23 protein-coding genes are annotated in these 22874 nt (G+C 72.4%); 9 read left to right on the top strand and 14 right to left on the bottom strand.

The window, feature by feature from the left end; all coding sequences use genetic code 11:
• Window positions 1-31: 31 nt before the first annotated feature.
• Window positions 32-244, bottom strand: a complete 213-nt coding sequence (locus AB0H81_RS32810; RefSeq protein ID WP_358382359.1) for a zinc ribbon domain-containing protein — start codon at window positions 242-244, stop codon at window positions 32-34.
• A 9-nt stretch (window positions 245-253) separates the two neighbouring features.
• Window positions 254-1060, bottom strand: coding sequence for a GNAT family N-acetyltransferase (locus AB0H81_RS32815; protein WP_358382362.1), 807 nt, complete (start codon window positions 1058-1060; stop codon window positions 254-256).
• 115 nt (window positions 1061-1175) lie between these two features.
• On the opposite strand from AB0H81_RS32815, the gene AB0H81_RS32820 reads away from it, so the two are divergent.
• Together AB0H81_RS32820 and AB0H81_RS32825 are read left to right on the top strand one after the other, a co-directional pair.
• Window positions 1176-1748, top strand: coding sequence for an RNA polymerase sigma factor (locus AB0H81_RS32820; protein WP_358382365.1), 573 nt, complete (start codon window positions 1176-1178; stop codon window positions 1746-1748).
• The gene (locus AB0H81_RS32825; RefSeq protein WP_358382368.1) at window positions 1741-2610 is read left to right on the top strand and encodes a CU044_5270 family protein; all 870 of its coding nucleotides are present in this window, start codon (window positions 1741-1743) and stop codon (window positions 2608-2610) included. Before AB0H81_RS32820 ends, AB0H81_RS32825 begins: the two co-directional genes overlap by 8 nt.
• A gap of 45 nt (window positions 2611-2655) precedes the next feature.
• Here AB0H81_RS32825 and AB0H81_RS32830 read toward each other — a convergent pair whose 3' ends face one another.
• Complete coding sequence (locus AB0H81_RS32830; protein ID WP_358382411.1) at window positions 2656-3162, bottom strand: HNH endonuclease; 507 nt, start codon at window positions 3160-3162, stop codon at window positions 2656-2658.
• 283 nt (window positions 3163-3445) lie between these two features.
• Here AB0H81_RS32830 and AB0H81_RS32835 point away from each other — a divergent pair, with 283 nt between their 5' ends.
• Window positions 3446-5500, top strand: a complete 2055-nt coding sequence (locus tag AB0H81_RS32835; RefSeq protein ID WP_358382371.1) for a prolyl oligopeptidase family serine peptidase — start codon at window positions 3446-3448, stop codon at window positions 5498-5500.
• Window positions 5501-5632: 132 nt separating this feature from the next.
• Here the strand turns inward: AB0H81_RS32835 and AB0H81_RS32840 are convergent, their stop codons facing one another.
• Together AB0H81_RS32840 and purU are read right to left on the bottom strand one after the other, a co-directional pair.
• A complete protein-coding gene (locus AB0H81_RS32840; protein WP_358382414.1) occupies window positions 5633-6052 on the bottom strand; it encodes a YciI family protein in 420 nt (139 codons plus the stop codon).
• A 120-nt stretch (window positions 6053-6172) separates the two neighbouring features.
• On the bottom strand, window positions 6173-7024 hold the full coding sequence (gene purU, locus AB0H81_RS32845) for a formyltetrahydrofolate deformylase (RefSeq protein ID WP_358382374.1): 852 nt from the start codon (window positions 7022-7024) through the stop codon (window positions 6173-6175).
• Between the two features lie 309 nt (window positions 7025-7333).
• Here purU and AB0H81_RS32850 point away from each other — a divergent pair, with 309 nt between their 5' ends.
• Complete coding sequence (locus tag AB0H81_RS32850) at window positions 7334-8266, top strand: inorganic phosphate transporter (RefSeq protein ID WP_358382377.1); 933 nt, start codon at window positions 7334-7336, stop codon at window positions 8264-8266.
• Window positions 8267-8351: 85 nt separating this feature from the next.
• On the top strand, window positions 8352-8984 hold the full coding sequence (locus tag AB0H81_RS32855) for a DUF47 family protein (protein WP_175602144.1): 633 nt from the start codon (window positions 8352-8354) through the stop codon (window positions 8982-8984).
• A gap of 35 nt (window positions 8985-9019) precedes the next feature.
• Here AB0H81_RS32855 and AB0H81_RS32860 read toward each other — a convergent pair whose 3' ends face one another.
• The 7 genes from AB0H81_RS32860 to AB0H81_RS32890 form a co-directional block, all read right to left on the bottom strand.
• On the bottom strand, window positions 9020-9760 hold the full coding sequence (locus tag AB0H81_RS32860) for an MBL fold metallo-hydrolase (protein WP_358382380.1): 741 nt from the start codon (window positions 9758-9760) through the stop codon (window positions 9020-9022).
• 158 nt (window positions 9761-9918) lie between these two features.
• Window positions 9919-10701, bottom strand: coding sequence for a hypothetical protein (locus tag AB0H81_RS32865; protein ID WP_358382383.1), 783 nt, complete (start codon window positions 10699-10701; stop codon window positions 9919-9921).
• Window positions 10702-10799: 98 nt separating this feature from the next.
• Complete coding sequence (locus tag AB0H81_RS32870; RefSeq protein ID WP_358382386.1) at window positions 10800-11288, bottom strand: hypothetical protein; 489 nt, start codon at window positions 11286-11288, stop codon at window positions 10800-10802.
• A 36-nt stretch (window positions 11289-11324) separates the two neighbouring features.
• On the bottom strand, window positions 11325-12977 hold the full coding sequence (locus AB0H81_RS32875) for a tetratricopeptide repeat protein (RefSeq protein WP_358382389.1): 1653 nt from the start codon (window positions 12975-12977) through the stop codon (window positions 11325-11327).
• A gap of 257 nt (window positions 12978-13234) precedes the next feature.
• Window positions 13235-14524 (bottom strand): DMT family transporter, encoded by a 1290-nt coding sequence (locus tag AB0H81_RS32880; RefSeq protein WP_358382392.1) that lies wholly within the window; start codon window positions 14522-14524, stop codon window positions 13235-13237.
• Window positions 14525-14843: 319 nt separating this feature from the next.
• The gene (locus AB0H81_RS32885) at window positions 14844-15332 is read right to left on the bottom strand and encodes a GNAT family N-acetyltransferase (RefSeq protein ID WP_358382395.1); all 489 of its coding nucleotides are present in this window, start codon (window positions 15330-15332) and stop codon (window positions 14844-14846) included.
• Window positions 15329-16858, bottom strand: coding sequence for an XRE family transcriptional regulator (locus tag AB0H81_RS32890; protein ID WP_358382398.1), 1530 nt, complete (start codon window positions 16856-16858; stop codon window positions 15329-15331). The genes AB0H81_RS32885 and AB0H81_RS32890 overlap by 4 nt, the downstream gene beginning before the upstream one ends.
• A 302-nt stretch (window positions 16859-17160) precedes the next feature.
• Between AB0H81_RS32890 and AB0H81_RS32895 the strand changes: the two genes are divergently transcribed.
• From AB0H81_RS32895 to AB0H81_RS32910, 4 genes are all read left to right on the top strand, one after another.
• A complete protein-coding gene (locus AB0H81_RS32895) occupies window positions 17161-17445 on the top strand; it encodes a hypothetical protein (RefSeq protein WP_175593369.1) in 285 nt (94 codons plus the stop codon).
• 457 nt (window positions 17446-17902) lie between these two features.
• On the top strand, window positions 17903-18853 hold the full coding sequence (locus AB0H81_RS32900; protein WP_358382401.1) for a mechanosensitive ion channel family protein: 951 nt from the start codon (window positions 17903-17905) through the stop codon (window positions 18851-18853).
• Window positions 18854-18862: 9 nt separating this feature from the next.
• Window positions 18863-19243 carry a globin gene (locus AB0H81_RS32905; RefSeq protein WP_358382404.1) on the top strand — a complete coding sequence of 127 codons (381 nt, stop codon included), beginning with the start codon at window positions 18863-18865 and terminating at the stop codon, window positions 19241-19243.
• A gap of 16 nt (window positions 19244-19259) precedes the next feature.
• Complete coding sequence (locus tag AB0H81_RS32910; RefSeq protein WP_358382407.1) at window positions 19260-20783, top strand: glycoside hydrolase family 13 protein; 1524 nt, start codon at window positions 19260-19262, stop codon at window positions 20781-20783.
• 68 nt (window positions 20784-20851) lie between these two features.
• On the opposite strand, the gene AB0H81_RS32915 is transcribed toward AB0H81_RS32910, so the two are convergent.
• Both AB0H81_RS32915 and AB0H81_RS32920 read right to left on the bottom strand, forming a co-directional pair.
• Window positions 20852-22033 (bottom strand): MFS transporter, encoded by a 1182-nt coding sequence (locus tag AB0H81_RS32915; RefSeq protein ID WP_358382410.1) that lies wholly within the window; start codon window positions 22031-22033, stop codon window positions 20852-20854.
• A 37-nt stretch (window positions 22034-22070) separates the two neighbouring features.
• Window positions 22071-22454 carry a thioesterase family protein gene (locus tag AB0H81_RS32920; RefSeq protein ID WP_358382417.1) on the bottom strand — a complete coding sequence of 128 codons (384 nt, stop codon included), beginning with the start codon at window positions 22452-22454 and terminating at the stop codon, window positions 22071-22073.
• Window positions 22455-22874 lie beyond the last annotated feature (420 nt).

Raw genomic sequence — 22874 nt, forward strand, 5'->3', positions numbered from 1 at the left:
GCCCGGCCGGTGGGCCGGGCGCGGGTCCGGGTCAGGAGCAGCAGCCGCCCCCGCAGCACCCGCCGCCGCCTCCGGCCGCCGGGCGCGGGGCGGAGCCGCCGCCGGTCATGGCCACCGTCGACAGCAGCTTGACCGTGTCGTCGTGGCCTTCCGGGCAGGTCGCCGGGTCGCCGGAGGCGGACATGGGACGGGACACCTCGAAGGTGGAGCCGCAGGCGCGGCAGCGGAAGTCGTAACGTGGCATGAGCACAGATTACGACGAGCCGGCCAGCGTCACGTGCGCGTAGTCGCCCACGGGCTCGTAACCGATGGCCTGGTAGATGGCGTTGCTCGTCGGATTGGCCAGGTCGGTGAACAGGACCACCTCGTCGCCCCGCTCGTCGAGGGCCATCCGGCTGGCGTACGCGGTGACGGCCGAGCCGTAGCCGTGTCCCCGGCAGGCCGGGGGCGTGTAGACGGGCCCGATGCGGCAGACGCCGCCCATGGCGGGCGACACGCCGGCCAGCGAGACGGGCACGCCGTCCGCCTCCCACACCACCAGGTCACGCTGGGCCAGCCGCCGGGTGGCGGCCTCGACCGTGTCGCCGACGTCCATGCGCACCTCGGCGCCGAACGCGTCCATCCAGGTCACCATCAGCGGGAAATCGCCGGCCGTGGCCACCCTGCCCCGCCCCGGCGTCCCGGGGGGCTTGAGGGCGCCGAGCCGGTAGAGGCGCTCGGCGCGGACCTCACCGGAGCGGCCGAGCGCCGCGCAGGCCGCGTCGACCGCCGCGCGCGGTCCCACAAGTATGGGGATCTCACCGGCGTACTCCTCCGCCAGCGCGGCCGCCGCCTCGACCGGCATGTCGGCGAGCACGAGCGCGCGGGGCGGCGTGCGGAACACGGCGCCGCGCACCTCACCCCGGGAGGTCCACCAGCCGAAGACCGCGCCCTCGACCGCCATCCCCTCCCGGATGTTGGCCAGCACGGTCAGCGGGACGGTGTTGCGCACGGGATCGGCCAGCAGGAACGGTTCCGCGGCCGCGGCGTACTCGGCGACGTCCTCCGTGAAGGTCCACATGCCCGGGATCCTGCCATCCGGCGGCGGCCCGGGCACAGGGGTTTTCCCCGGGCGGGAAAGCTCCGCGGGGGTCCGGCGAAGGGAGGATGACAACCGTTCACAGGAGGGTGAGAGTGTGTCGACCGAGACGCGCGCGGAGGTGGACGACCATGATCTGGTCGCCCGCTTCCGGCTGGACGCGGAGGAGTTCACGGCCGTCTACGACCGGTACTTCCGCGAGGTGTACCTGTACGCGGCCGGCCGCCTGGACGTGCAGGACGGTGAGGACATCGCGGCGGAGACGTTCTGCCTGGCCTTCCGCGATCGCGGGCGCTTCGACCCCGCGCGCGGGGGGCTGCGGCCCTGGCTGTTCGGGATCGCCACGAACCTGATCGCCCGCCACCGGCGCAAGGAGGCCCGCCACTACCGGGCGCTGGCCCGTACCGGCGCCGAGCCTCCCGCCGACAGTCACGAGGCCCGCGTCGTGGAGTCCCTGGCGGCGCGGCGCATGGCGCCCCGCCTGGCCGGCGCCCTTGCCGCGCTCAACCGGGGCGAGCGCGACGTGGTGACGCTGGTCTACCTGGCGGAGCTCACGCACCAGGAGGTGGCCGACGCTCTCGGCGTCTCCTACGGGACCGTCGGGTCCCGGCTCAACCGTGCCCGCAAGAAGATCCATCAGGTGATGGCCAAGGAGGACGACCATGGATGACCTGCGCGAGATCCGGACCCTGCTCGCCAAGCCGGAGCCGTCCCCCGAGGTGGTCGCCCGGCGGCGGCAGCAGCTCCGCGCCGGGATGGGCGGCCGGCTCCCCCGGCGGCGGGCCCGCTGGCTGCTGGTCCCGGTGGCCGCAGCGGCCGTCGCCGCCGCGGCCGTGATCGCCGTCGGCCGTCCCGGCGGGCCGCCACCCGCGGTCACGACCGCGCGCGACGTCCTGCTGGTGGCCGCCACCACCGCGGAGCGCACCCCGGAGGGCTCGGGAACGTACTGGCACATCACGGTCACCGTGGGCAGCCGACCGCCGAGTGAGTACTGGTACCGGCGGGACGGGCAGTTCTGGATCAAGGGCAAGGGCCTGAAGGGCAACGGGAAGCTCTTCCGCTTCACCACCAAACCCCAGCCGTTCAATGTGGGGCCGCTGCGCATGAGCTTCGACGAGCTGCGCGGGCTGCCCGCCGACGAGGACGCCCTCTACACGCGGCTGCGGTCGGCCGTCGCGGGCAGCGGCATCCGCACCAGCGCGGGGGCGCCGAGCGAGAAGGAGCTGGACGGCTTCGCCGTGGAGACGCTGATCTCGCTGGTCAGCGAGGCGCCGGTCACGCCCCAGGTCCGTGCCGCGGCCTACCGGGCGCTCGCCGCCCGGCCGGGCGTCACCGACCTCGGCGAGAGCGGCGGCGGGCGGCGCCTGCGGGTTCCGCTGTCCGGCGGCGACCGCGAGGTCGTCGTGGACCCGGACACGGCGCGGGTGCGCGACACGCCCGTATGGGTGCCCCTCACCGGAGGAGTCGGCTTCACCGACGGCGAGGGGGTGACGATCGACGCCGAATGGACCGACGAGCTGCCCGCCGAATGAGCCGATGAGCGAAGGGCCCGCACCTCGGGGGTGCGGGCCCAGGGGCTACGCTGCCTCTTCCAGGTAGGGCGCCCATTGGGGGTCGCCGACGAGCGAGGCGCCGATCAACCTCCAGTGGGCGCCCCGTGGCACCGCCGGGGTGACGCGAAGCGCCCACCCCAGCTCCTCCAGGTACTTGTCGGCCTTACGGTGGTTGCACGTCGTGCACGAGGCCACGCAGTTCTCCCACGTGTGGGCCCCGCCACGGGAACGCGGGATGACGTGGTCGATGGTCTCGGCCCGCTGGCCGCAGTAGGCGCAGCGGTAGTCGTCGCGGCGCATGAGCGCGGCCCGCGTCAGGGGGATGCGTGATCGGTAGGGGATGCGGACGTATCGCCGGAGCCGGATCACCGAGGGCACGTCCAGCGTACGGCTGGCCGAGCGCAGGACCGCGCCCCGCCCGTCTCGGTGCACGACGTCGGCCTTCTCCCGCAGCACCAGCACGATGGCCCGGTGCAGGGACAAAGTGGTGAGCGGCTCGTAGGTGGCATTCAGCAGCAGGACCTGGCGCATCATCGGGCCCCATCCCGCCGCGCGCGTATCAAAGGGGACATGCCATGGCATGTCCCGGCTGTCGGCCCCTCCTGGGGCATGGATGCTTCCGTCACGTGGACCTCCGCCGGACGGTCCAGCGGATGGACACCACGGCACCGTCCTGTCACCCAGTTTGGCGTTTCCCGCGTGGTCCCCGCCACCCCATAACCTCCAGCCCGGAATGACCAGAGGGACGCACGATACGTTTTATGCCCGTAACACCCGGACTTTACGCGCGTTCCTTCGCAGTAGGGTTCGGGGCATGACGCGAGAGCCGTATCCCACCGCGCGCCGTGCGGACACCGCCGACGTCCTGCACGAGACGCCCGTCCCCGACCCCTACCGCTGGCTGGAGGATCCCGACAGCCCCGAGACGCAGGGCTGGCTGCTGGCTCAGGCCGACCTGTTCAAGCGGGAGAGCGGGCCGCAGCGCTTCAGGGAGCGCATCGGCGAGCTGCTCAGGTCGGGGTCGGTGGGCACGCCGGCCTGGCGCGGCGGGCGCGCGTTCTTCAGCCGCCGCACGCCCGACCAGGAGCACGCGGTCTACTACGTCGCCGACCCCGACGGCACGGAGCGGGCGCTGATCGATCCCATGGAGCTCGACCCGTCCGGGCTGACCACGCTCGACGCGGTCCAGCCCGACAAGGAGGGGCGCCTGCTGGCGTACCAGATCTCGGTGGGCGGCACCGAGGAGTCGGTCCTGTACGTCATCGACGTCGCGACCGGCTCCCGCGTCGAGGGCCCGATCGACCGCTGCCGCTACTCCCCCGTGGCCTGGCTCCCGGGCGGCGAGGCGTTCTACTACGTGCGGCGCCTGCCGAGCACCGAGGTGCCGGAGAACGAGTCGCAGTTCCACCGCCGCGTCTACCTGCACCGGCTCGGCACGTCCACCGAGGACGACGTCATGATCTTCGGGCAGGGCCTGAAGATGACCAACTACTACGGCGTCTCGGTCTCGCGCGACGGCCGCTGGCTGCAGGTCTCCGCCCACGAGGGCACGGCTCCGCGCAACGACCTGTGGGTGGCCGACCTGACCTCCTCGCCGCCGGAGCGGCCCGAGCTCGTGGTCGTCCAGGAGGGCGTGGACGCGCAGACCGGGCTGACGTTCGGCCGCGACGGCCTGCTGTACGTCCACACCGACCGCGACGCGTCCCGCGGCCGCGTCTGCGTCACCGACCCGGCGACGCCCGGAGCCGGCGGGTGGCGCGACCTCATCCCCGAGGACCCCGAGGCGGTGCTGTCCGACTTCGCCATCCTCGACGACCTGGAACGCCCGGTCATGCTGGTGAGCTGGACCCGCCACGCCATCAGCGAGATCTCCGTGCACGACCTGGCCACGGGCGAGCGCCTGGGCGAGGTACCCACGCCGGGCCTCGGCTCGATCGGCGGCCTGTCGGAGCGGCCCGAGGGCGGGTTCGAGGCGTGGTTCGGCTACACCGACAACACCACGCCGCCGACCATCCAGCGCTACGACGCCCGCACGGGCGAGACCACGCTGTGGGCGGCCTCCCCGGGCGCGGTCGAGGTGCCGCGGGTGCGCACCTCCCAGGAGGTCTACCGCTCCAAGGACGGCACCGAGGTGCGGATGCTCGTCATCTCCCCGGTCGACGCCGAGGGGCCGCGGCCCACCATCCTGTACGGCTACGGCGGCTTCGGCCTGTCGATGACCCCCGGCTACTCCGCGTCCATCCTGGCCTGGGTCGAGGCGGGCGGCGTGTACGCCATCGCCAACCTGCGGGGCGGCGGCGAGGAGGGCGAGGACTGGCACCGCGCCGGCATGCTCGCCCACAAGCAGAACGTCTTCGACGACTTCCACGCGGCGGCCGAACACCTCATCGCCACCGGCGTCACCACGCGCGAGCAGCTCGCCGTCTCCGGCGGCTCCAACGGCGGCCTGCTCGTCGGCGCCGCGCTGACGCAGCGGCCCGACCTGTACGCGGCCGTGGCCTGCTCGGCCCCGCTGCTCGACATGGTGCGCTACGAGCTGTTCGGGCTGGGGGCCACCTGGAACGTCGAGTACGGCTCGGCCGAGGACCCCGAGCAGTTCGGGTGGCTGTGGTCGTACTCGCCGTACCACCACGTGCGCGAGGGCGTGGAGTACCCGGCGGTGCTGTTCACCGTGTTCCAGTCGGACACGCGGGTCCACCCGCTGCACGCGTGGAAGATGTGCGCGGCGCTGCAGCACGCGTCCACGTCGGACCGGCCGATCCTGCTGCGCAACGAGGCCGAGGTGGGACACGGGGCCCGCTCGATCAGCCGTACCGTGGACCTGTCGGCCGACACCCTCACCTTCCTGGCCCGCCACACCGGGCTGTAGCCGTCGCACCGGCCGGCCGGGGAGACCGGCCGGCCGAGGCGACGGCCCGTGCCGGCGCCGGGTGTCATGTGTCGTGTGCTTGGCGCCGTGCGGGCGCGTCGTAGGCTCGGTGTCGAGCGGGCGCGTCGGAGGTCAGTCGTCGAGTGCGGCGCCGGGGCCCTCGTCGATCGGCCGCACGTCCACGTACAGGCCCGACGTGTCACCTCCCGGATGGGGGCACGTCGCGATGCGGGCCGCGATCTCCGTGGCCCGGTCGAAGCTGTCACACTCGACGATCGTGTACCCGGCGAGCACCTCCTCGGTCTCCGGGTACGGCCCGTCGGTCACGACCGGCACGCCGTCGCGCAGCCCCTGGACCCGCCGGGTGTGCACCGGAGCCGCCAGGCCGCGCGCGTCGACGAACTCGCCGGACTCGACCAGCTCCTGGTTCCACCGCCCCATGAACGCGTACATCGCGGCCACGTCCTCGGCGGTCCACTCGGGCTCCCCTGCCTCGGCGGGCTTGCCGGCCAGCAGGTCGTGGTCGCGCTGCGAGCCGTACAGCATGATCATGTACTTCACGATCGCTCCTTCTCCTCACGGGAGCCCGTGCGGCGCCCGTCACGGGAGACGTCGGAGCGTACCGCCGTGACCGGACACGCTTCGGCGCGGGCATTCCGGCCTCTTCGGGGATCAGCGGGGGAAGACGATGGTCTTGTGGCCGTCGAGCAGGACCCGCTGCTCGGCGTGCCAGCGCACGGCCCTGGCCAGCGCCACGCACTCCACGTCACGGCCGATGGCGGCGAGGTCCTCCGGCGAGTGGCTGTGGTTGACGCGGGCGACCTCCTGCTCGATGATCGGCCCCTCGTCCAGGTCGGACGTGACGTAGTGCGCGGTCGCGCCGATCAGCTTCACGCCCCGGTCGTGCGCCTGGTGGTACGGCTTGGCGCCCTTGAACGACGGCAGGAACGAGTGGTGGATGTTGATCGCCCGGCCCGCCAGCTTGGCGCACAGGTCCTCCGACAGCACCTGCATGTAGCGGGCCAGCACCACGAGGTCGACCTGGTAGTGCTCCACCAGCGCCAGCACCTCGGCCTCCTGCCGGGGCTTGGTCTCCGGGGTGATCGGCAGGTGGTGGTAGTCGATCCCGTACGACTGGGTGAGCGGGCGCAGGTCGGGATGGTTGGAGGCGACGGCCACGACCTCGATGTCCAGGGTCTTCTTGCGCACCCGGTAGAGCAGGTCGTTGAGGCAGTGGTCGAACCTGCTCACCATGATGAGCACCCGCGGCTTCCTGGCCCTGTCGCGCAGCTCGAACTCCATGCCGAACTCCGGCGCGAGCACGGCGAACGCCGCCCTGACCTCGTCCTCGGCCAGCGGCGAGGTGAACTGGACGCGCATGAAGAAGCGCCGCGCGGCCTGGTCGCCGAACTGTTGACTCTCGGTGATGTTGCAACCGTGCCCGGCCAGCAGCCCGGAGACGGCGGCCACCACCCCTGGCCGGTCGGGACACGACAGGGTCAGGACGTACTCGGCTGGGCTCATGTCATTACTTTCGCGGACGTGGGATGGCTGGGCGCGGTCGATGCCGACCCGGGCAGGTTACCGCCCGATGGCCAGGCCCACCCGGCCCTTCGGCACCTGGGGCACAACACTCGGCACGATTCGCGCGTCTAACGAGCGTACCCGTCACTCCGACCCCGGCCGATGCCCCCTCCGGACGCCCCGCCACACAAGTCCCATCGAACCCGGTTCTCCAGCAAAATAGAGGTTCATCCATCAACGAGCCGATCACGGGTATGCGTCAGGCGACACCGATCGCGGGCGCCGGCCGGAACGGAGGCACACTCACCGTTGGACTTCGCCGTACTGGTCGCCGTCGCCTGCCTGTTCGCTCTCGTCACCGGCATGAACGACGGGGGCGCGCTCCTCGCCACGGGACTCAAGCTGCCCACGGTACGTCCCGCCACCGGCATCCTGGCTCTGGTCGTCATGGTGGCGCTGGTGCCGCTGGCGACCCAGGCGGTGGCGCGGACGTTCGTGCACCGGCTGGCCACGTTCGACGGACCCGGCGGGCGGACCGCGATGACGGTCGCCGTGCTCGCCGCCCTCACCGTCGTCACCGTGCTGAGCGCGAAGGGCCGTCCGACGAGCCTCACGCTGGCCATCGTCGGCGGCCTCACCGGGGCCGGGATCGGCTGGGGGCTGCCCGTCTCGGCCGGGGCGGTCGCGCTGGTGCTGGCCTTCGGCCTGGCGGCGCCGTTCGTCGGCGGGGTGGTGGCGTGGGGCGTCGCGCACCTGCTGGTGCGCTGGTCCAGCGCGCGGGGGCTGGGACGCTGGCACTGGGTGGGATTCCTGCTCCAGACCGTCGCCTACGCCGCCAACGACGGCCAGAAGATGCTCGCCGTGTTCATGATCGCACTGGGCTTCTCGGGCGCGCCGCTGCCGTACACGTCGCTGGTCGCCGTCCTGTTCGGGCTCGGCGCGCTGTACGGCCTGCCCAGGGCGGGCCGCACCCTCGGCCAGGAGATCATCGCCTCCCGCCCGCTGCACGGCGTGTCGGCGGAGCTCGCCTCGGGCACGGCCGTGATCGCCTGCGCGCTGCTCGGGATGCCGGTGAGCATGACGCAGTCCGTGGCGGGCGGCCTCATCGGGGCGGGCATGGCCACGGGCGGCGGACGGGTGCGCTGGTACGCCGCCGTCAAGATCGTCGTGGCCTGGCTGCTCACCCTGCCGGCGAGCGCCCTGCTGGCGGGCACCGTCGCCTTCATCCTCTCCTCGACCTGACCCCATGCCCCTGTCCCCAGCCTGCGTGCCTGAGCGGGCATAACCCTGATGAGCTTGATGCGGCGCGAGCCGTGTAAGGAGTGTGATGAAGCGACTTCGGCGCATCCGCGATCTCATGACCGGCCGGATGGACAGCGCGCTGACGGAGGCCCTGCTCGGCCAGCTGGAGGCGACCAAGCAGGGCGCCTGGCTGGCCATGGCCATGATCGGCGGCGAGGTCGGCCGGACCGGGGCGCACGAGCAGATGCGCACGATCGAGCACCTCGGTGACGAGGAGCGCCGCCGCCTGGTCGATGAGCTGCGCAACGCCCTGGTCACCCCCATCGACCGGGAGGACCTGTTCCGGCTCTCCCGCTCCATCGACGACGTGCTGGACTCGCTGCGCGACTTCGTCCGCGAGTCGCACCTGTACCGGGTGCCGGACCAGATCCGCTTCAGCCCCCTCCTCGACCAGGTGATCGCCGGGATCGACGCCCTGGAGAACGCGGTGCGCGACCTCGCCTCCCGTCCGTCGGCCGTGGTGCACGACGCCCTGGAGGCCAAGAAGATGGGCGGGCAGATCCGGCGGATGTACCAGTACGAGATCTCCCGCATCTTCTCCGGCGAGATCACCGCCGACGCCCTCAAGCAGCGTGAGCTGGTACGACGACTGGAGATCGTCGGCATGGCGATCGGCGAGGCCGCGGACGCCATCGCGGACGGCGCCATGAAACGCTGACGCGACGCCCCAGGATCGCAAGGGCGGGATGACGGTCAGAACGAGATCGTGAGCCCGCCGGAGGCCGCCGCGAGTTCCCCCGTGTACTCCTTGGCCGCCGCCTCCAGCGCCGGCTCGGGCAGGGTGTCCGGCCACAGGTGGGTGAGCACCAGCCGGGCCGCTCCAGCCCGCGACGCCGTACGGCCCGCGTCCAGGGCGCTCGACAGGAACGGCGCGTCCTCCTCGGGCACCCGCTCGGGATAGGTCGCCTCCGCCAGCAGCAGGTCGGCGTCGCGCGCCAGCTCGGTCAGCTCAGCGGCGGGCCCCGTGTCGCCGGTGTAGGCGAGCACCCGGCCGCCCGCGGTGAGCCGTAGCCCGGCGTTCGGCACGTGGTGCGGCAACGACCAGGCGTCCACCCGGAACGGTCCGAGCTCCACCGGCGCGCCCGGCGCCAGCTCGTACAGCACGTAGCTGGACGCCAGCATGCCGGGCCGGTCCAGGGTGAGCACCACGTCGAGCGCTCCGGGCGGCGCGTGCACCGGCAGCGCGGCCGGCGGGGCGTCGCCCAGCGCGCGGGCGCGCAGCAGCGGGTTGAGGTCGGCGCAGTGGTCGGGGTGGCCGTGGCTGACGAGCACCGCGTCCACGGCCTCGGCAGCCGTCGACTCCAGCAGCCGGGGCAGCGTCGCGTACCCGGGGTCGATCAGCACCCGGTACCCGTCGTGCTCCACCAAGTAGCCGCTGCACGCCTGGCCCGCCGCGGGCCACGCCCCGCATCCACCCAGCACCGTCAGCTTCACGCGCTCTCCCTCACATCGCCAGGACTCGTGGCGAATCCCGCATCGCCAGGACTCGTGGCGAATCCCGCATCGTCAGGACTCGTGGCGAATCCCGCATCGCCAGTGGCACTCGCACATCGCCAGGAGTCCCGGCAATCATGCCCCATGTCTCGCCGGTCTCAGCCGCCGGCCGTCTCCCCCAGCTCGGTCAGGGTGGTGCGCAGCAGGCCGCGCAGCAGCGCGCCGCCCGCCTTCTCGTGCTCCGCCTCGACCGGCAGCCCCTCGGCCACCCGCGCCTGGTAGATGTCGCGTTCGAGCTCGTCGGTGTACGGCTGCGCGGTCATTCCGACCACGACCACCACCCGGTTCGCCTCCGGGGTCAGTACGCCCACGGCATGGGTGCGCAGGCACGTCTCTTCCAGCCCGCCGTACCAGCCGCACTTGACCGCCGCCTCCGGCGCCGCGAGCGCCTCACGGGCGCCGAACGTCTGGTCGCCGCCCACCAGCCGCATCCACTCCAGGATCGCGCCCGCCACCGGCTCGCCCGCCAGGGCCGCCTGGGCCAGCTCCGCGTACGCGGCGGCGACCTCGGCGGCGGACACCTCCACGGACCCGAACCTCGACGGGTCGCCGTTAGGGGGCGCCCACCGGACACCGGTGCGCCGGTGGATGCCGTCGAGCACGGCACGCGGGCCGGCGGACAGCCACAGGGCGAGCGTGTCGGTGTTGGAGGAGACGACCACGGCCGGTTCCGCGTGGCGGCGCCACCGCTCGTGGTCGCCGACCAGTTCGGCCGTCGCCCACGCGTACAGCGGTTTCAGCAGGGAGGCGCAGCGCAGCCGGTCCGGGCCCGACCTGATGGCCAGGGATCGCGGAGGCGGCCCCCCGTAGCCGCGTCTGATGCCGGCGGCCTGCGCGCCGGCGCCCGGCTGGAGTTCTCGCAGCAGCTCGTCGAAGCCCACCCGCCCTACCGTAGTCCTACCGTCGCCGGACGTCAGTCCCACCGTCGCCGGACATCGCGCCCACCGTCGCCGGATGTCACGCGTTATGAGCCGACACGTCACGAGCCGGTCGTCCACAGAAGGACGAGCGTCGCCGGCGGCAGGACCGCCAGGGCGAGGACGAGGGCCAGCTTCCAGCGTCCGGGCGGCTCGGGCGCCGTGAGGTAGGCCGCCACCCCGCCCGCTGCCGCGAACGCCGTCGCCGACAGCACCGCGTGTGCGGGCGGCCAGGCCCACGACGGCAGGACCTGCCCGAGGAGCGCGAGCGAGACCAGCACTCCGGCCGCCACCCCGGCCGTCCGGCGGCCGGGGCGCACCGCCACGCGGTCGAGGGCCCATCCCCCGCCCGCGAGCACCACGGCCGTGACGAGGGCCGCCAGCCCCGAGACCGGCGCGAGGCAACCCCAGTCGTCGCAGCCGACCGCCGTCCAGGCCATGCGGACGCTGGCCCACCACAGCACGCCCAGCGCCGCGAACACCGCCGCCGCCCGTCCCACCCGCGCGCGGACACGGCCGATGCCGAACCCTGGAGCGCATCGTTCGGTCATGCCGCCATGCTGCCAGCCGCCGCGGCGCGACGCGGATCAGCGATTCCGCGATTCCGCGTGTTCCTCGTCCGCCCCCGCCTCCGCCGTACGGCCGAGCGAGCGCAGCGCCACCGCCCGGTTGGCGTACAGGTCAGGATGCGGGTCGAGGCCGATCGCGTGCGAGAGGTCGTCCACGGCCCCCTCCGCGTCGCCCTCCGCGAACCGCAGCACCCCGCGGTTGCCCCACGCCGCCGCCAGCCACGGCGCCCGGGCGAGGACGCCGTCCAGCGTCGCGCGCGCCTCCTCCAGCCTGCCGGCGGCCGTCTCCAGTTGCCCGAGGACGACGAGCAGGTGCGGGTCGCCGGGGGCCAGCGCGAGTCCGGCGCGCACGTCGGCCCAGGCGTCCTCGTCGCGTTCGAGGGCGGCCAGCAGCCCGGCCCGGTTGATGTACGCGTCCACGTAGCCGGGGTCGAGCTCCAGCACGTGCCCCAGGTCCGCCAGCGCGCCGTCCGTGTCGTCGCGGGCGATCCGCAGCTCGGCGCGGTTGTAGTACGCCTCGGGCATCGGCGGGCCGGCCCGGATGGCGCTCTCGTAGTCGGCCAGCGCCTCGTCCGGGAGGCCGAGCCGGGCCAGCAGGTTGCCCCGGTCCAGGTAGTGGTCGGGGAAGCCGGGGTCGAGGGCGATGGCCGCGGTGTACTCGGCGAGCGCCTCCTTGGTACGGCCCAGCATGGCGAGCAGCCGGCCCCGGTTGGCGTGCAGCACCATGCGGTGCAGCGGATGCCGCTCCCCCAGCTCGCCGGCCAGTTCCAGGGCCGACTCCACCAGCGCGAGCGCCGCCTCCGGCCGCCCCTCGCGCAGCTCCACGAGCGCCAGGCCGTTGCGGTCGAAGCCCAGCTTGAACGCCCGCTCGTACGGGTCGGGCAGCAGCGTCGAGATGGCGATGGCCTCGTTGACCCACTCCCGTGCCCGGGCGAGGTCGCGCCGCCCCGGGTCGGGGTCCCGGGCGTCGAGCATCGCCAGGCCGTACGCGGCGGCGGCGTGGACCGCCGGGTCCTGGCTGCACCTGCGGGCCCGCGCCCACACCTCGCGCGCCTCTTCGGTACGGCCGAGGCCGCCGAGGGCCGTCGCGGTGCGCTGCGCGAAGCGCCACCACAGCTCACCCCCCGGCTCGGCCGCCTCCAGCCCTCGCGGACCGAGCTCGGTCACGGCGTGCAGGAACCCCTCGTGGACGCACCGGTCCACGACCTGCCACAGCTCGGCGGGACCGCGGGGGTCGGGCGCCGGTTCGGGGCCGCCCTCGTACACGACGATGGTGAGCACGCCGGGCGGGATGCGGCGGGTCATGACGTCGAGCAGCTCGGCGTCCGTCGGGTCGGTCTCGGCGCCGTTGCACACCACCAGGACGCGTCCGGGCGGCACGGCCTCGCGGACGAACTCGGTGAGCCCGTTGGCCAGCCGCAGCGTACGGCGGGGCGCGGGCACGAGGATGCGCTCGTCCTCGGGCAGGGTCGCGTCGACGGTCACGCGCCTGGCGGGGACCAGGTCGCCGAGCCCCGGGGCCGCCGCCCGGATCTCGATGTCATGGGCGGCGACCAGCTCCGGGGAACGTTCCACGACGGCCGGCACGAGGTGGTGCAGCAGTGCGGAGGCGACGGTGTAGGGGCCATGGGGCCGGCGGTGCCCGTCGATCATCGGCATCAGCAGCCGCACAGCCCCCGTTTCGACCGGCGGATCACTCTGCACCCGGCGGTGAGAACCGCTTCGGGTCACCCCTTGTGGATGACGCTCGCGGTCCCCGTGAGCTTCGCTGAGCCCGGTTTGTGCACGACGATGCGCTTCATGGTGTCCTACCCCTCCGTTGGGACTAATCCACCATTATTCGGGCACTTCAACGATTATCAAGGTTTAGAGCGTATAAGTTAGTGGGTAATAGCTAATACGCTGTTTATTCGGTGATTAACAGCCGCTCAGCCGGGCCGAAACCAGCACGACTTCGCCGCCTCTCCGTTCTTCTCGGCTTCCTGGATCAGCGAGCACAGACAGCGACCGGCCAGCGTGACCGACTGGCAGCAGCCGGGGCCGGGCAGGTTCCTGGCCCGGACGATGATCGTCGCCCGCTGGATGAGCCGGTCCAGGCTGGGCTGGCCGCTGCCCTTGATCTGGTGCGTCTGCAGCCGGCATGCCTGGGTGTCGACGCACACCTGAGCGGCGCCCGGCGGCGCGGACGGCGCCTGCGGCTCCTCCACCCCGACTGCGGACTCGTCCGCCGGGCCGTCCCGCTTGATCTTGAGGTCGGCCAGCCGTTTCGACGCCTGGCGCGACACGGCGAGCAGGTGACCCCTGCGCGACGCCTCCTCCTGAACGGGCCGTGGCGGCTCCACCCGCTGGACGGATGCCGGGCGCGGGGACCCGCTCGTGCGCGACGGCACCGCCAGCAGCATCGCCGCCCCCATGAGGCCGCCGCCGAGGGCCATGCTCCAGTCCGCCGGCTCGTGGAACCACATCACCGCGATCGCCGCCACCCACAGCGGCTGCGACGACATGAGCACCGCGCTGGGCACGGCGGCCACGTGCGCCTGGCCGTAGGAGCGGGCGAGGAACCCCAGCGCGCACGACACCACCGACAGGTGGCCCAGCGCGACCCAGTCGGAGGGGCCGGCCGGCAGGCTCAACCCGTCGCGGACCGCGTAGCCGCCCGTCATGAGTCCGATGGTGGCCAGCTGGATGACGGTCAGGGCGTAGGCGTTGAAGCCTTCACGGGTGCGGGTGAGCCGGGCGAGGAGCAGCGTGTGCCCCGCGTACAGGGCCGCGGCGGCGAGCGTGACGGCGAGCGCCGGCAGCGAGATCGGGCCCTCGGCACCGCCGCGCAGGAGCGTGAAGACCGTCATGCCCGCCAGCGCGAGCGCGACTCCCACCCACACCCGGACGGGCATGCGCGTCCTGTACAGCACGAGCGCCAGGATGGGCGTGAAGATCACACTGCATCCGACGGCGAACCCCGACACGGCCGAAGGAATGCTGTGGAGGGCGACGGCCTGCCCCATCTGGCCGACGCCGAACATGACCCCCAGGACGATCCCGTTCCCCCACGTGCGCCACGCGAGCCCCCGCAGCGTGCCGGGACGCAGGAGGAGGAGCGTCAGCGCCGCGATGGCGTAACGCTCGGCCAGCAGATCCTCCACCGGTAACCGGTCGATGAGATGCTTCATCAGCGGGAACGCCGACCCCCATGCGGCGCTGACGAACAACAGAAGCACGGCTCCCAGGAGGGGTCGGGGAGCGGCCACGACTGCCATGGCGGAAGCATCTCACTACGAAACGCAGCCGCGGATGTACTCCGAGCAGCCGGGGATGCTCCTCTACCACCGGGAGTGAAGAGGCTCACTCGGGGGCTCGTACATCCATATCCGCAGACGTGATCGAATCCCTCATTTCTCCCGTCACCCCCTTGCCCGGAGGCCCCACACGCCTCCCGCCGCCGCCGGACGTCCGGCGGCGGCGGTGCGAAAGAGCGGTGCGGGGGAACGGTGCGGGAGAACGGCGCGGGGGAACGGCGCGAGAGGGACCGGGGCGCGGTCAGGCGTCGAGGACGGCGGCGGGCACGAGCCGCTTCTCGCCGTACACCACGATGAGGTCACCGACGCGGGCGCGGGAGATCTCCCGCCACCCCTGCCGCGCGTACAGCGCGAGGGCGGCCTCCTGGCGCAGCGTGGTGTCGCCGCGGACGCTGTGGAAGCCCAGCGCGACCGCCCGTCTCTCCAGGGCGGTCAGCATCGCGGCGCCGTAACCGCGCCGCTGGTAGTCGGGGTGGACGCGCAGCCGGCAGATCTCGGCCCGGCCGCAGTCGATGGGCCGCAGGCCCCCCATGGCGACGACCCGGCCGTCCACCTCGCCGACGAGGAAGTCTCCGCCGCAGACCAGGTAGAGCTCCTGGATGCGGGGGAAGTCGTCGTCGTAGTAGACCCCGTCACCGGGGAACAGGCCGACCTGGGCCAGGCAGATCTGGTGCAGCGCCAGGATGGTGTCCAGGTCGGACCAGCGGTAACGGCGGATCTTCAGGTTCATGCACCGGCCTTTCCTTCGTTCGCGACCTGCTCCGGGCGTAGCTGCTCCCGGTAGCCGGCCAGGCCCGGGTGGTTGCGGTCGCGCTGCATGACCGCCTGCTCGAAGGCGAGCGCGGGACGCATGATGAACTCGGTGCGGTACTCGGGGCCGAGCAGCTTCAGGGCCTCGGTGCCGATCTGCAGCGCCTCGGTGACGTCGCCCTCGATGAGGCGGCACTGCGCCCGGTCGAGCCTGATCAGCGTCTGGTCGAGGATGTGATCCTGGTACTTGTCGAGGGCCTGCTCCAGCACCACCTCGGCCTCCAGCGTCTGCCCGAGCTTGGTGAGCACGTCGCCCTGGTAGAAGTAGAGCTGGCGCTCGGTGTAGCCGAAGGCCATGTCCTCGCGCTCGTCGCCCTTGATGTGGCTGAAGGCGTTGCGGGCCCGCGCCAGGGCCCGCTTGGCCTGGTCGACGATCTCCTTCTTGCTGTCGGTGCCCGACAGCATGGCCAGCGCGCGGGCCTCCACGACCGGCGCCATGGCCTGCGCGGCGCACGGGACGGTGCCGGCCAGGTCGCGGCTCTTCTTGGCCAGGTTGAGCGCCTCGCGGGCGTCGCCGTAGTAGAGCGGGACGAGCGACTCGCGGGCCGTCACCCAGGCGCGCAGCGCGCGGTCGCCGGTCTCGTCGGCGGCGATGCGGCCGGTGCGGAAGAACGAGCGCGCCAGGCGGTGGTCGCCCAGATTGATCATGATCATGCCGCTGAGACCGGCGAGCTGCGCGGCCATGCGGCACAGGCGCTCCTGCAGGTCGATCGGCTGGCGGTGGTGCATCGCGTTGCGGACGGCGCTCAGCTCCAGCACCACGTCGCACAGCAGCCGCAGCGGGGCGGTGGTCGTGTACTGCCGGCCGAAGCCCTGCGTGACCTCCTCCCACTGGTCGAGCATGGCCGGCGAGACCGTGGCGCGGACGAGCGTCTCGTCCATGCGCCGCCTGATGCCCTCCAGGGCGCCGAGCGCCGGTCCGTCCAGCTTCGCCGGCGGTTTGTCGGAGAGCAGTTGGAGCAGCGTGCGGCGCAGGATGTTCTCGTCCTCCTGGCCCTCGTGCGGCGCCTCCTCGTCACCGGACGGCCTGACCCGCGGCGCCCGGGTGTCGACCGAGAGCTGCGCGCCGTCCGCGACCTCGAACGTGGCCGCGGCGGGCCCGCGGTGCCCGTGACCGCAGATGCAGGGGCCCTCGTAGCCGAGGGCGGCGGGCTCGACGCGGTAGACGGTGCACAGATAGTGGAGGTATTCGGGGCCGGGGCGTTTCAGGCCGCTCTCGTACGCCGACAGCAGGGTCTCGCCGATGCCCGGCGCCGGCTTGGCCTCACGCTCGAACAGGGCGCGCACCTGCTCGATGACGTCGGCGAGGGCGATGCCATGGGAGAGGCGATGGCCCTTGATCCGCGTCGTGCCGAACTGGGGTGAGCAGGCCTCGTGTATCTCCTCGGCGATCTGAGCAGGCGTGCGGCCGGCGGCGAGACCCCTGGCCCGGATGCGCCGCGCCATCTCCGTTTCCCTGTGCTGCCTGCCGGACATCCCGGCCCCTCTCACACACGTCCCGTACGATCCGTGACCGATCACTGAGCGTAGTCTCTGGGTTGCAGAGCGCCTACCCTAGACTATGGACCATTGTGGACGGGAAGAAAACGTCCTCTTGAAGCTTACGGTTAAGGATCGTCCTCCAGCGGACTGTTTCTTACAACCCACGAGTGAATAGCCACTCCCTGTGATCGGGATGTGCTCGTTGCGTAGCCCGCTCAGTTGAGTCATCTTTGGCGCACCAGCAACGAGCGAGGGAGGGACGAAAGGTGGGGGACGACGACTTCGAGCACCTGGAGCGTCTGGTCACGGAGCTCGACGCACGCGGTCTGCTCGCACGCGTGGTCCGCACCCAGACCGGCCGGCTGTTCGTACGGGTGATCAACCCGAACGCGACGAGCCTGTCGGAGAACGTCACCTGTCGGCCGACCGCGGTCTCCGACCTACCGGACTGGTGGTACTGCTGGTCCTGGGGAGAGCGGATGCACACGGCCGAGGACCCGGCTGGTGCGGCGACGAAGGTCGCCCGGGTGCTTGCCGCGGTGGGCGAATGACACAGGCGGTGATCCGGGTGGAGCGCAGCCACCACGGCTCACCGCGCCCACCGCGGCTTCGCGGAGCCGGCGGGGCGGCCGGTGCGGAGGGCCTCCCGTTCGCGGGGGTCCCTGGCCGTCCCGCCGGTTCCATTCAGTTCGCGAAGCGCCCTCCGGGTCAGACCGGAGGGTCCCGGGGCGCATGCCCCGGGAGAAACGGCAGGGACGCGCTTCCGGGTGCGCGCCCCTGCCGGGCCGCCCGTCACCGGAGCGTCAGGCCCCGCCCTCCGCGGCCCCGGGCTCTGATGACCCCGTCTTCCCCGGCGTGATGTGACGGCGGCCGGTTCGGTCGGCGGTATCTTGTGGATCGAATCGGTCCAGATCCGCCGACCGAACCGCTTTCCCGCTTTCCCGAAGGGGGATTCTCCCAGTGTTCCTGGCGACGCCGGCGCCATCGTCCTCTCCCTCACCCACCTCGGTGCTCCCCAGCCTCGACAGCCTGAACCAGCAGATGTCCAGCGTCTGCGACGGTGACACGCTGCTCTGCTCCACGCTGGCCGGGCTGTTCAAGGGAGCGACGTGGGCGCCGCTGGCGGCGACGCTGATCACGATCGTGCTGATCCTGATCCTCGCGGTCGTCATCCGGAAGATCTCCCACCGGGTCATCACCCGTGTGGTCACCCGGGCCGCGACCGGCGGCTCGCTCATGACCCGGTTCCGCCGCACCGGCGCCGGCTCGGAGAGCATCGACGTCCTGCTCCACGAGCGGCGCAAGCAGCGGGCCGAGACCATGGGGTCGGTGCTGAAGCACATCGCCTCGATCGTCATCCTCGGCACCGCCGTGCTCACCGTGCTCGACCGGCTGACCATTCCCATCGCCCCGCTGCTGACCAGCGTCGGCATCCTGGGCGTGGCGATCGGCTTCGGCGCGCAGGAGCTGGTCAAGGACTTCATCGCGGGCATGTTCATGCTGCTGGAGGACCAGTACGGCGTGGGCGACGTGATCGACGCGGGCGCCGCCGTGGGCACGGTCGAGGCGGTGACGCTGCGGATCACGCGGCTGCGCGACGCCGACGGCCGGGTCTGGTACGTGCGCAACGGCACCATCACCCGGATCGGCAACGAGTCGCAGGGCTGGTCACGGGCCTACGTGGACGTCCCGGTGGGCTACGCCACCGACGTGAGCGCGGTGCGCGACGTGCTGGAGGGGATCGCCAAGGACATGTGGGACGACCCCGAGTTCCGCGAGACGGTGATCGTGGAGAGGCCCGACGTGTTCGGCGTCGAGCAGTTGTCCGACAGCACGATCGTCTTCCGCATCTCGGCCAAGACGCTGCCCTCCAGGCAGGCGCAGGTCGCCCGGGAGATGCGGCTGAAGGTCAAGAGCGCGCTCGACACCGCCGGCATCGCACTGGCGCCCGGCGCGTAGGCTTGCACCGTGACTGAGACCTCCTTCTACGAGGCCGTCGGGGGCGAGGAGACGTTCCGCCGGCTGGTGCACCGCTTCTACGAGGGGGTGGCCCAGGATCCTCTGCTCCGTCCCCTCTACCCGGAGGAGGACCTCACCGGCGCGGAGGAACGGCTGCGGGGTTTCCTGATCCAGTACTGGGGCGGGCCCAACACCTACAGCCAGGAGCGCGGGCATCCCCGTCTGCGCATGCGCCACGTGCCGTTCGTGATCGGCCAGGCCGAGCGTGACGCCTGGCTCAAGCACATGCGCGACGGCGTCGAGTCGCTGGAGCTGCCGGAGGAGCAGGAGAAGCGGCTCTGGGACTACCTGGTGTACGCGGCCCACAGCCTGGTGAACTCGCCCACATAACGGGCATGACCGCCCCATGACTATCCCCTGGTGGCGTGACGCGGTCGTTTACGAAATCTATGTACGCAGCTTCGCCGACGCCTCGGGTGACGGCGTCGGCGACCTCGCCGGCATCCGGGAGCGCCTGCCGTACCTCCGTGACCTGGGCGTCGACGCCGTCTGGCTGACGCCCTTCTACCCCTCCCCCATGGCCGACGGCGGCTACGACGTGGCCGACTACCGTGGCGTGGATCCGCTGTTCGGGTCGCTGGCGGACTTCGAGGCGCTGGTGGCCGACGCGCACGAGCTCGGGCTGCGGGTGCTCGTCGACATCGTGCCCAACCACAGCTCCTCCCAGCACCCGTGGTTCCAGGCGGCGCTGCGTGGCGAGCGGCGCGAGCGCTACATCTTCCGCGACCGGACGAACAACTGGCAGTCCACCTTCGGGGGGCCGGCCTGGACCCAGGTGGCCGACGGGCAGTGGTATCTCCACCTGTTCGCGCCGGGGCAGCCCGACTTCAACTGGCGGGAGCCGGAGGTCCACGAGGAGTTCCTCGACATCCTGCGCTTCTGGCTGGACCGGGGCGTCGACGGGTTCCGCATCGACGTGGCGATGGGCCTGTACAAGGCGGAGGACCTGCCGGATCTGCCGGCGGTGGACGAGCAGGCGTTCGGGGCGGCGCGCTCGCCGGTGTGGGGGCAGCCCGAGGTGCACGAGGTCTACCGGTCGTGGCGCAAGCTGCTCGACGGCTACCCGGGCGAGCGCATGGCCGTGGGCGAGGTGTGGACGGACGACCCCGAGGACCTGGCCCGCTACGTCCGGCCGGACGAGCTGCACCAGAGCTTCAACTTCGCCTGGCTGCAGGCGCCGTGGTCGGCGACGGCGTTCCGCAAGGTGATCGACGACACGCTGGCGACCGTGCCGTTCGCCACGTGGGTGCTGTCCAACCACGATGTCGTACGGCACCGCACCCGCTATGAGACCGCCGACCCAGGCACCGGACTCTCCCGGGCAAAAGCGGCACTTCTTGCCATGCTTGCGCTTCCCGGGTCTGCATACCTCTACCAGGGGGAGGAACTCGGACTCCCCGAGGTGAAGAATCTTCCCCCGGAGGCGCGGCAGGACCCGGTGTTCTTCCAGTCGGAGGGCAAGCTGCCGGGCCGCGACGGCTGCCGGGTGCCGCTGCCGTGGGAGGCGTCCGGGCCCTCGCACGGGTTCTCGCCGGGCGGGACGCGGCCGTGGCTGCCGCAGCCCGAGGAGTTCGGCGCGCTGAGCGTCCAGGCCCAGACGGGCGACCCGGCCTCGACGCTGGAGTTCTACCGGGCGGCGCTGGCCTGCCGCCGGGAGGTGGTGGAGGACGTCCCGCACGCGATCGAGTGGCTGGACTCGCACGAGGACGCGCTGGTCTTCCGGCGCGGGTCGCTGGTGTGCGCGCTCAACTGCGGCACGGATGCCGTACGGCTGCCGCCGCACGAGAGCGTGCTGCTCGCGAGCGGGCCGCTGGCGGGCGACGCCCTGCCCCCGGACACGGCCGCCTGGCTCCAGGCCCCGCCGGCCTGACCGCGCCCGGCTTGGCTCCAGGCCCGGCGGCCTGAAGGTGCCGGGCCTGGCTCCACTGACGGTGCCGGTCAGGTGACGTTCGTGGGCTCGGTGTGCGCGCCACGCTCGCCGCGTACCGGGATGACCGGGACGGAGACGAGCGCGCACACCAGCCCGGCCGCGAACCCCGCCCAGTAGCCCGCGCGCGTGATCAGCAGGCCGGCCAGCGGGGTCACGGCGAGGGCGACGACGTTCTGGATGGTGTTGTGGGTGCCCAGCACCCGCCCGGCCGCCCCGGGCCCGGCGAGCTCCCCGGCCGCCAGGTACGCCAGGCCGTTGCCCGCCACGGTGATGACCGCGGCCAGCGCCAGCATCACCGGGCCCGGCCACGACCCGGTGAGGGTGCCCGCCAGCAGCAGGGCGAGCACCGCCAGGCTGCCGAACGTCAGGAGCCGCAGCGGCGCCATCCGCAGGCCCGTCCGGTCCGACCAGCGCCCCACCACGATGCGCACCGCGGCGCCGCCGACCGCCGCCACGCCGAACAACTGTCCCGCCTGGACCCCGTCCCAGCCGTACACGTGGACGAGGCACGCGACACCGTACGTGCTGACCACGATCTGCGGCACCGCCTGCAGCGCGCTCGTCGCGTGCACCCGCCACAGGGCCGGCTGCCGGTACGGCGAGCCGGCCGGGGCGGCCCCCGAACCGGGGGCGCCGTGCGGCGGCTCGGCCAGGAACAGGGCGGCCAGCACGGCGGCGACGAGGCTCACGGCGGCGCAGACGCCCAGCGCTCCAGGGATGCCGTGCGCGCGTGACACGGGCGGCAGCAGGAACGCGGCGACGGCCATGCCGAGCGTGTACGACACCTGCCGCAGCCCCATGGCGACGCCGCGCTCCGGCGGCCGGAACCAGCGCAGCACGATCCGGCCACCGCCCACCATCGCGGCCGAGCCCGCGGCGCCCGCGAGCGCCAGCAGCGCGACGACCGCCCAGACGCCGCTCACCAGCGTCACGGCCCCGAAGAACACCGCCGCCAGCCCCACGCCCGCGCCGAGCACCAGCCGCTCGCCGTGCCGGTCGGCGAGCACGCCCCAGGGAACGAGGGCGAACAGCACGCCGATCGCCGGGGCGTTGGCCACGATGCCCGCGACCGGCAGGGACAGGCCGAAGAAACGCTGCAGGTCCGGCATGACGAGCGGCAGCCCGAACAGGCCCAAGGTGACGCTGGCATGCGCGTTGACGCCCAGGGCGAGCATCACCCAGCGCCGCATGCCCTGCCTCTGTTCCCGCTCGCGCACCGCCACGCCACTAGGCGGTGATCTTGAAGCGTTCGAGGTACGCGACCTCCTGCGGCGTCAGCCGGCGTGGCGCGCCCGCCTCCACGTCGTATCCCACGCACACCGAGGACGCGGTCACGAACACCTCGTCGTCGTCACGGATCTCGTACGCCAAGGTGAAGCGCACCGGCTTGATCTCCGTCACCCACGTCTCCACCCGCACCGGCTCGGCCCGGAACGACAGCGGCCGGCGGTAGTCGATCTCGTGCCGGGCGATGACGAGGCCCTTGAACGGCGCGTCACCCGCCCGGTACGGGTCGATGTGCAGCATGCCGAGCCGGGCGTCCTCCAGGTAGTCGAAGAACCGGACGTTGTTCACATGCCCGAGCGAGTCGATGTCCGCGAACCGCACCATCCGGGGAAAGACGTGCCGCTGGGCCAGGGTTTCGAGCGATTCGTGCACCACGCCCGCCACCGTACCCGTCCCCGCGCGGCTCTCCTCACCCGGGCAAGGAGGAAGCCTCGAAGGCACGGACCGCGGCGAGGTCCAGACCGGCAGACGTGCACACGCACATGACGGACGAGCTGCTCGCCGAACACAGCCACGGGATCATCGCCACGACCGGCCGCCCGTCCGGGCAGGTGCGGACCAGGCCGCGGCTCGCCCGTACGCCCAGGCCGTCGAGGCCGTCAGACTGCCGCGCGCTGTCGGGACATCATCGGCGTCGGCGCCCGGGCATCAGGCGCTACCTCCAGGCATCGGCGCCTGGGCAGCACGGTGCTCGGTGCTGCCTCCCGACGTCAACGCCGCGCACGCCGTACAGCAGGTGTACGG

The organism is Nonomuraea sp. NPDC050691 (assembly GCF_040654455.1).
In the GTDB taxonomy this organism is placed as follows: Bacteria; Actinomycetota; Actinomycetes; order Streptosporangiales; family Streptosporangiaceae; genus Nonomuraea.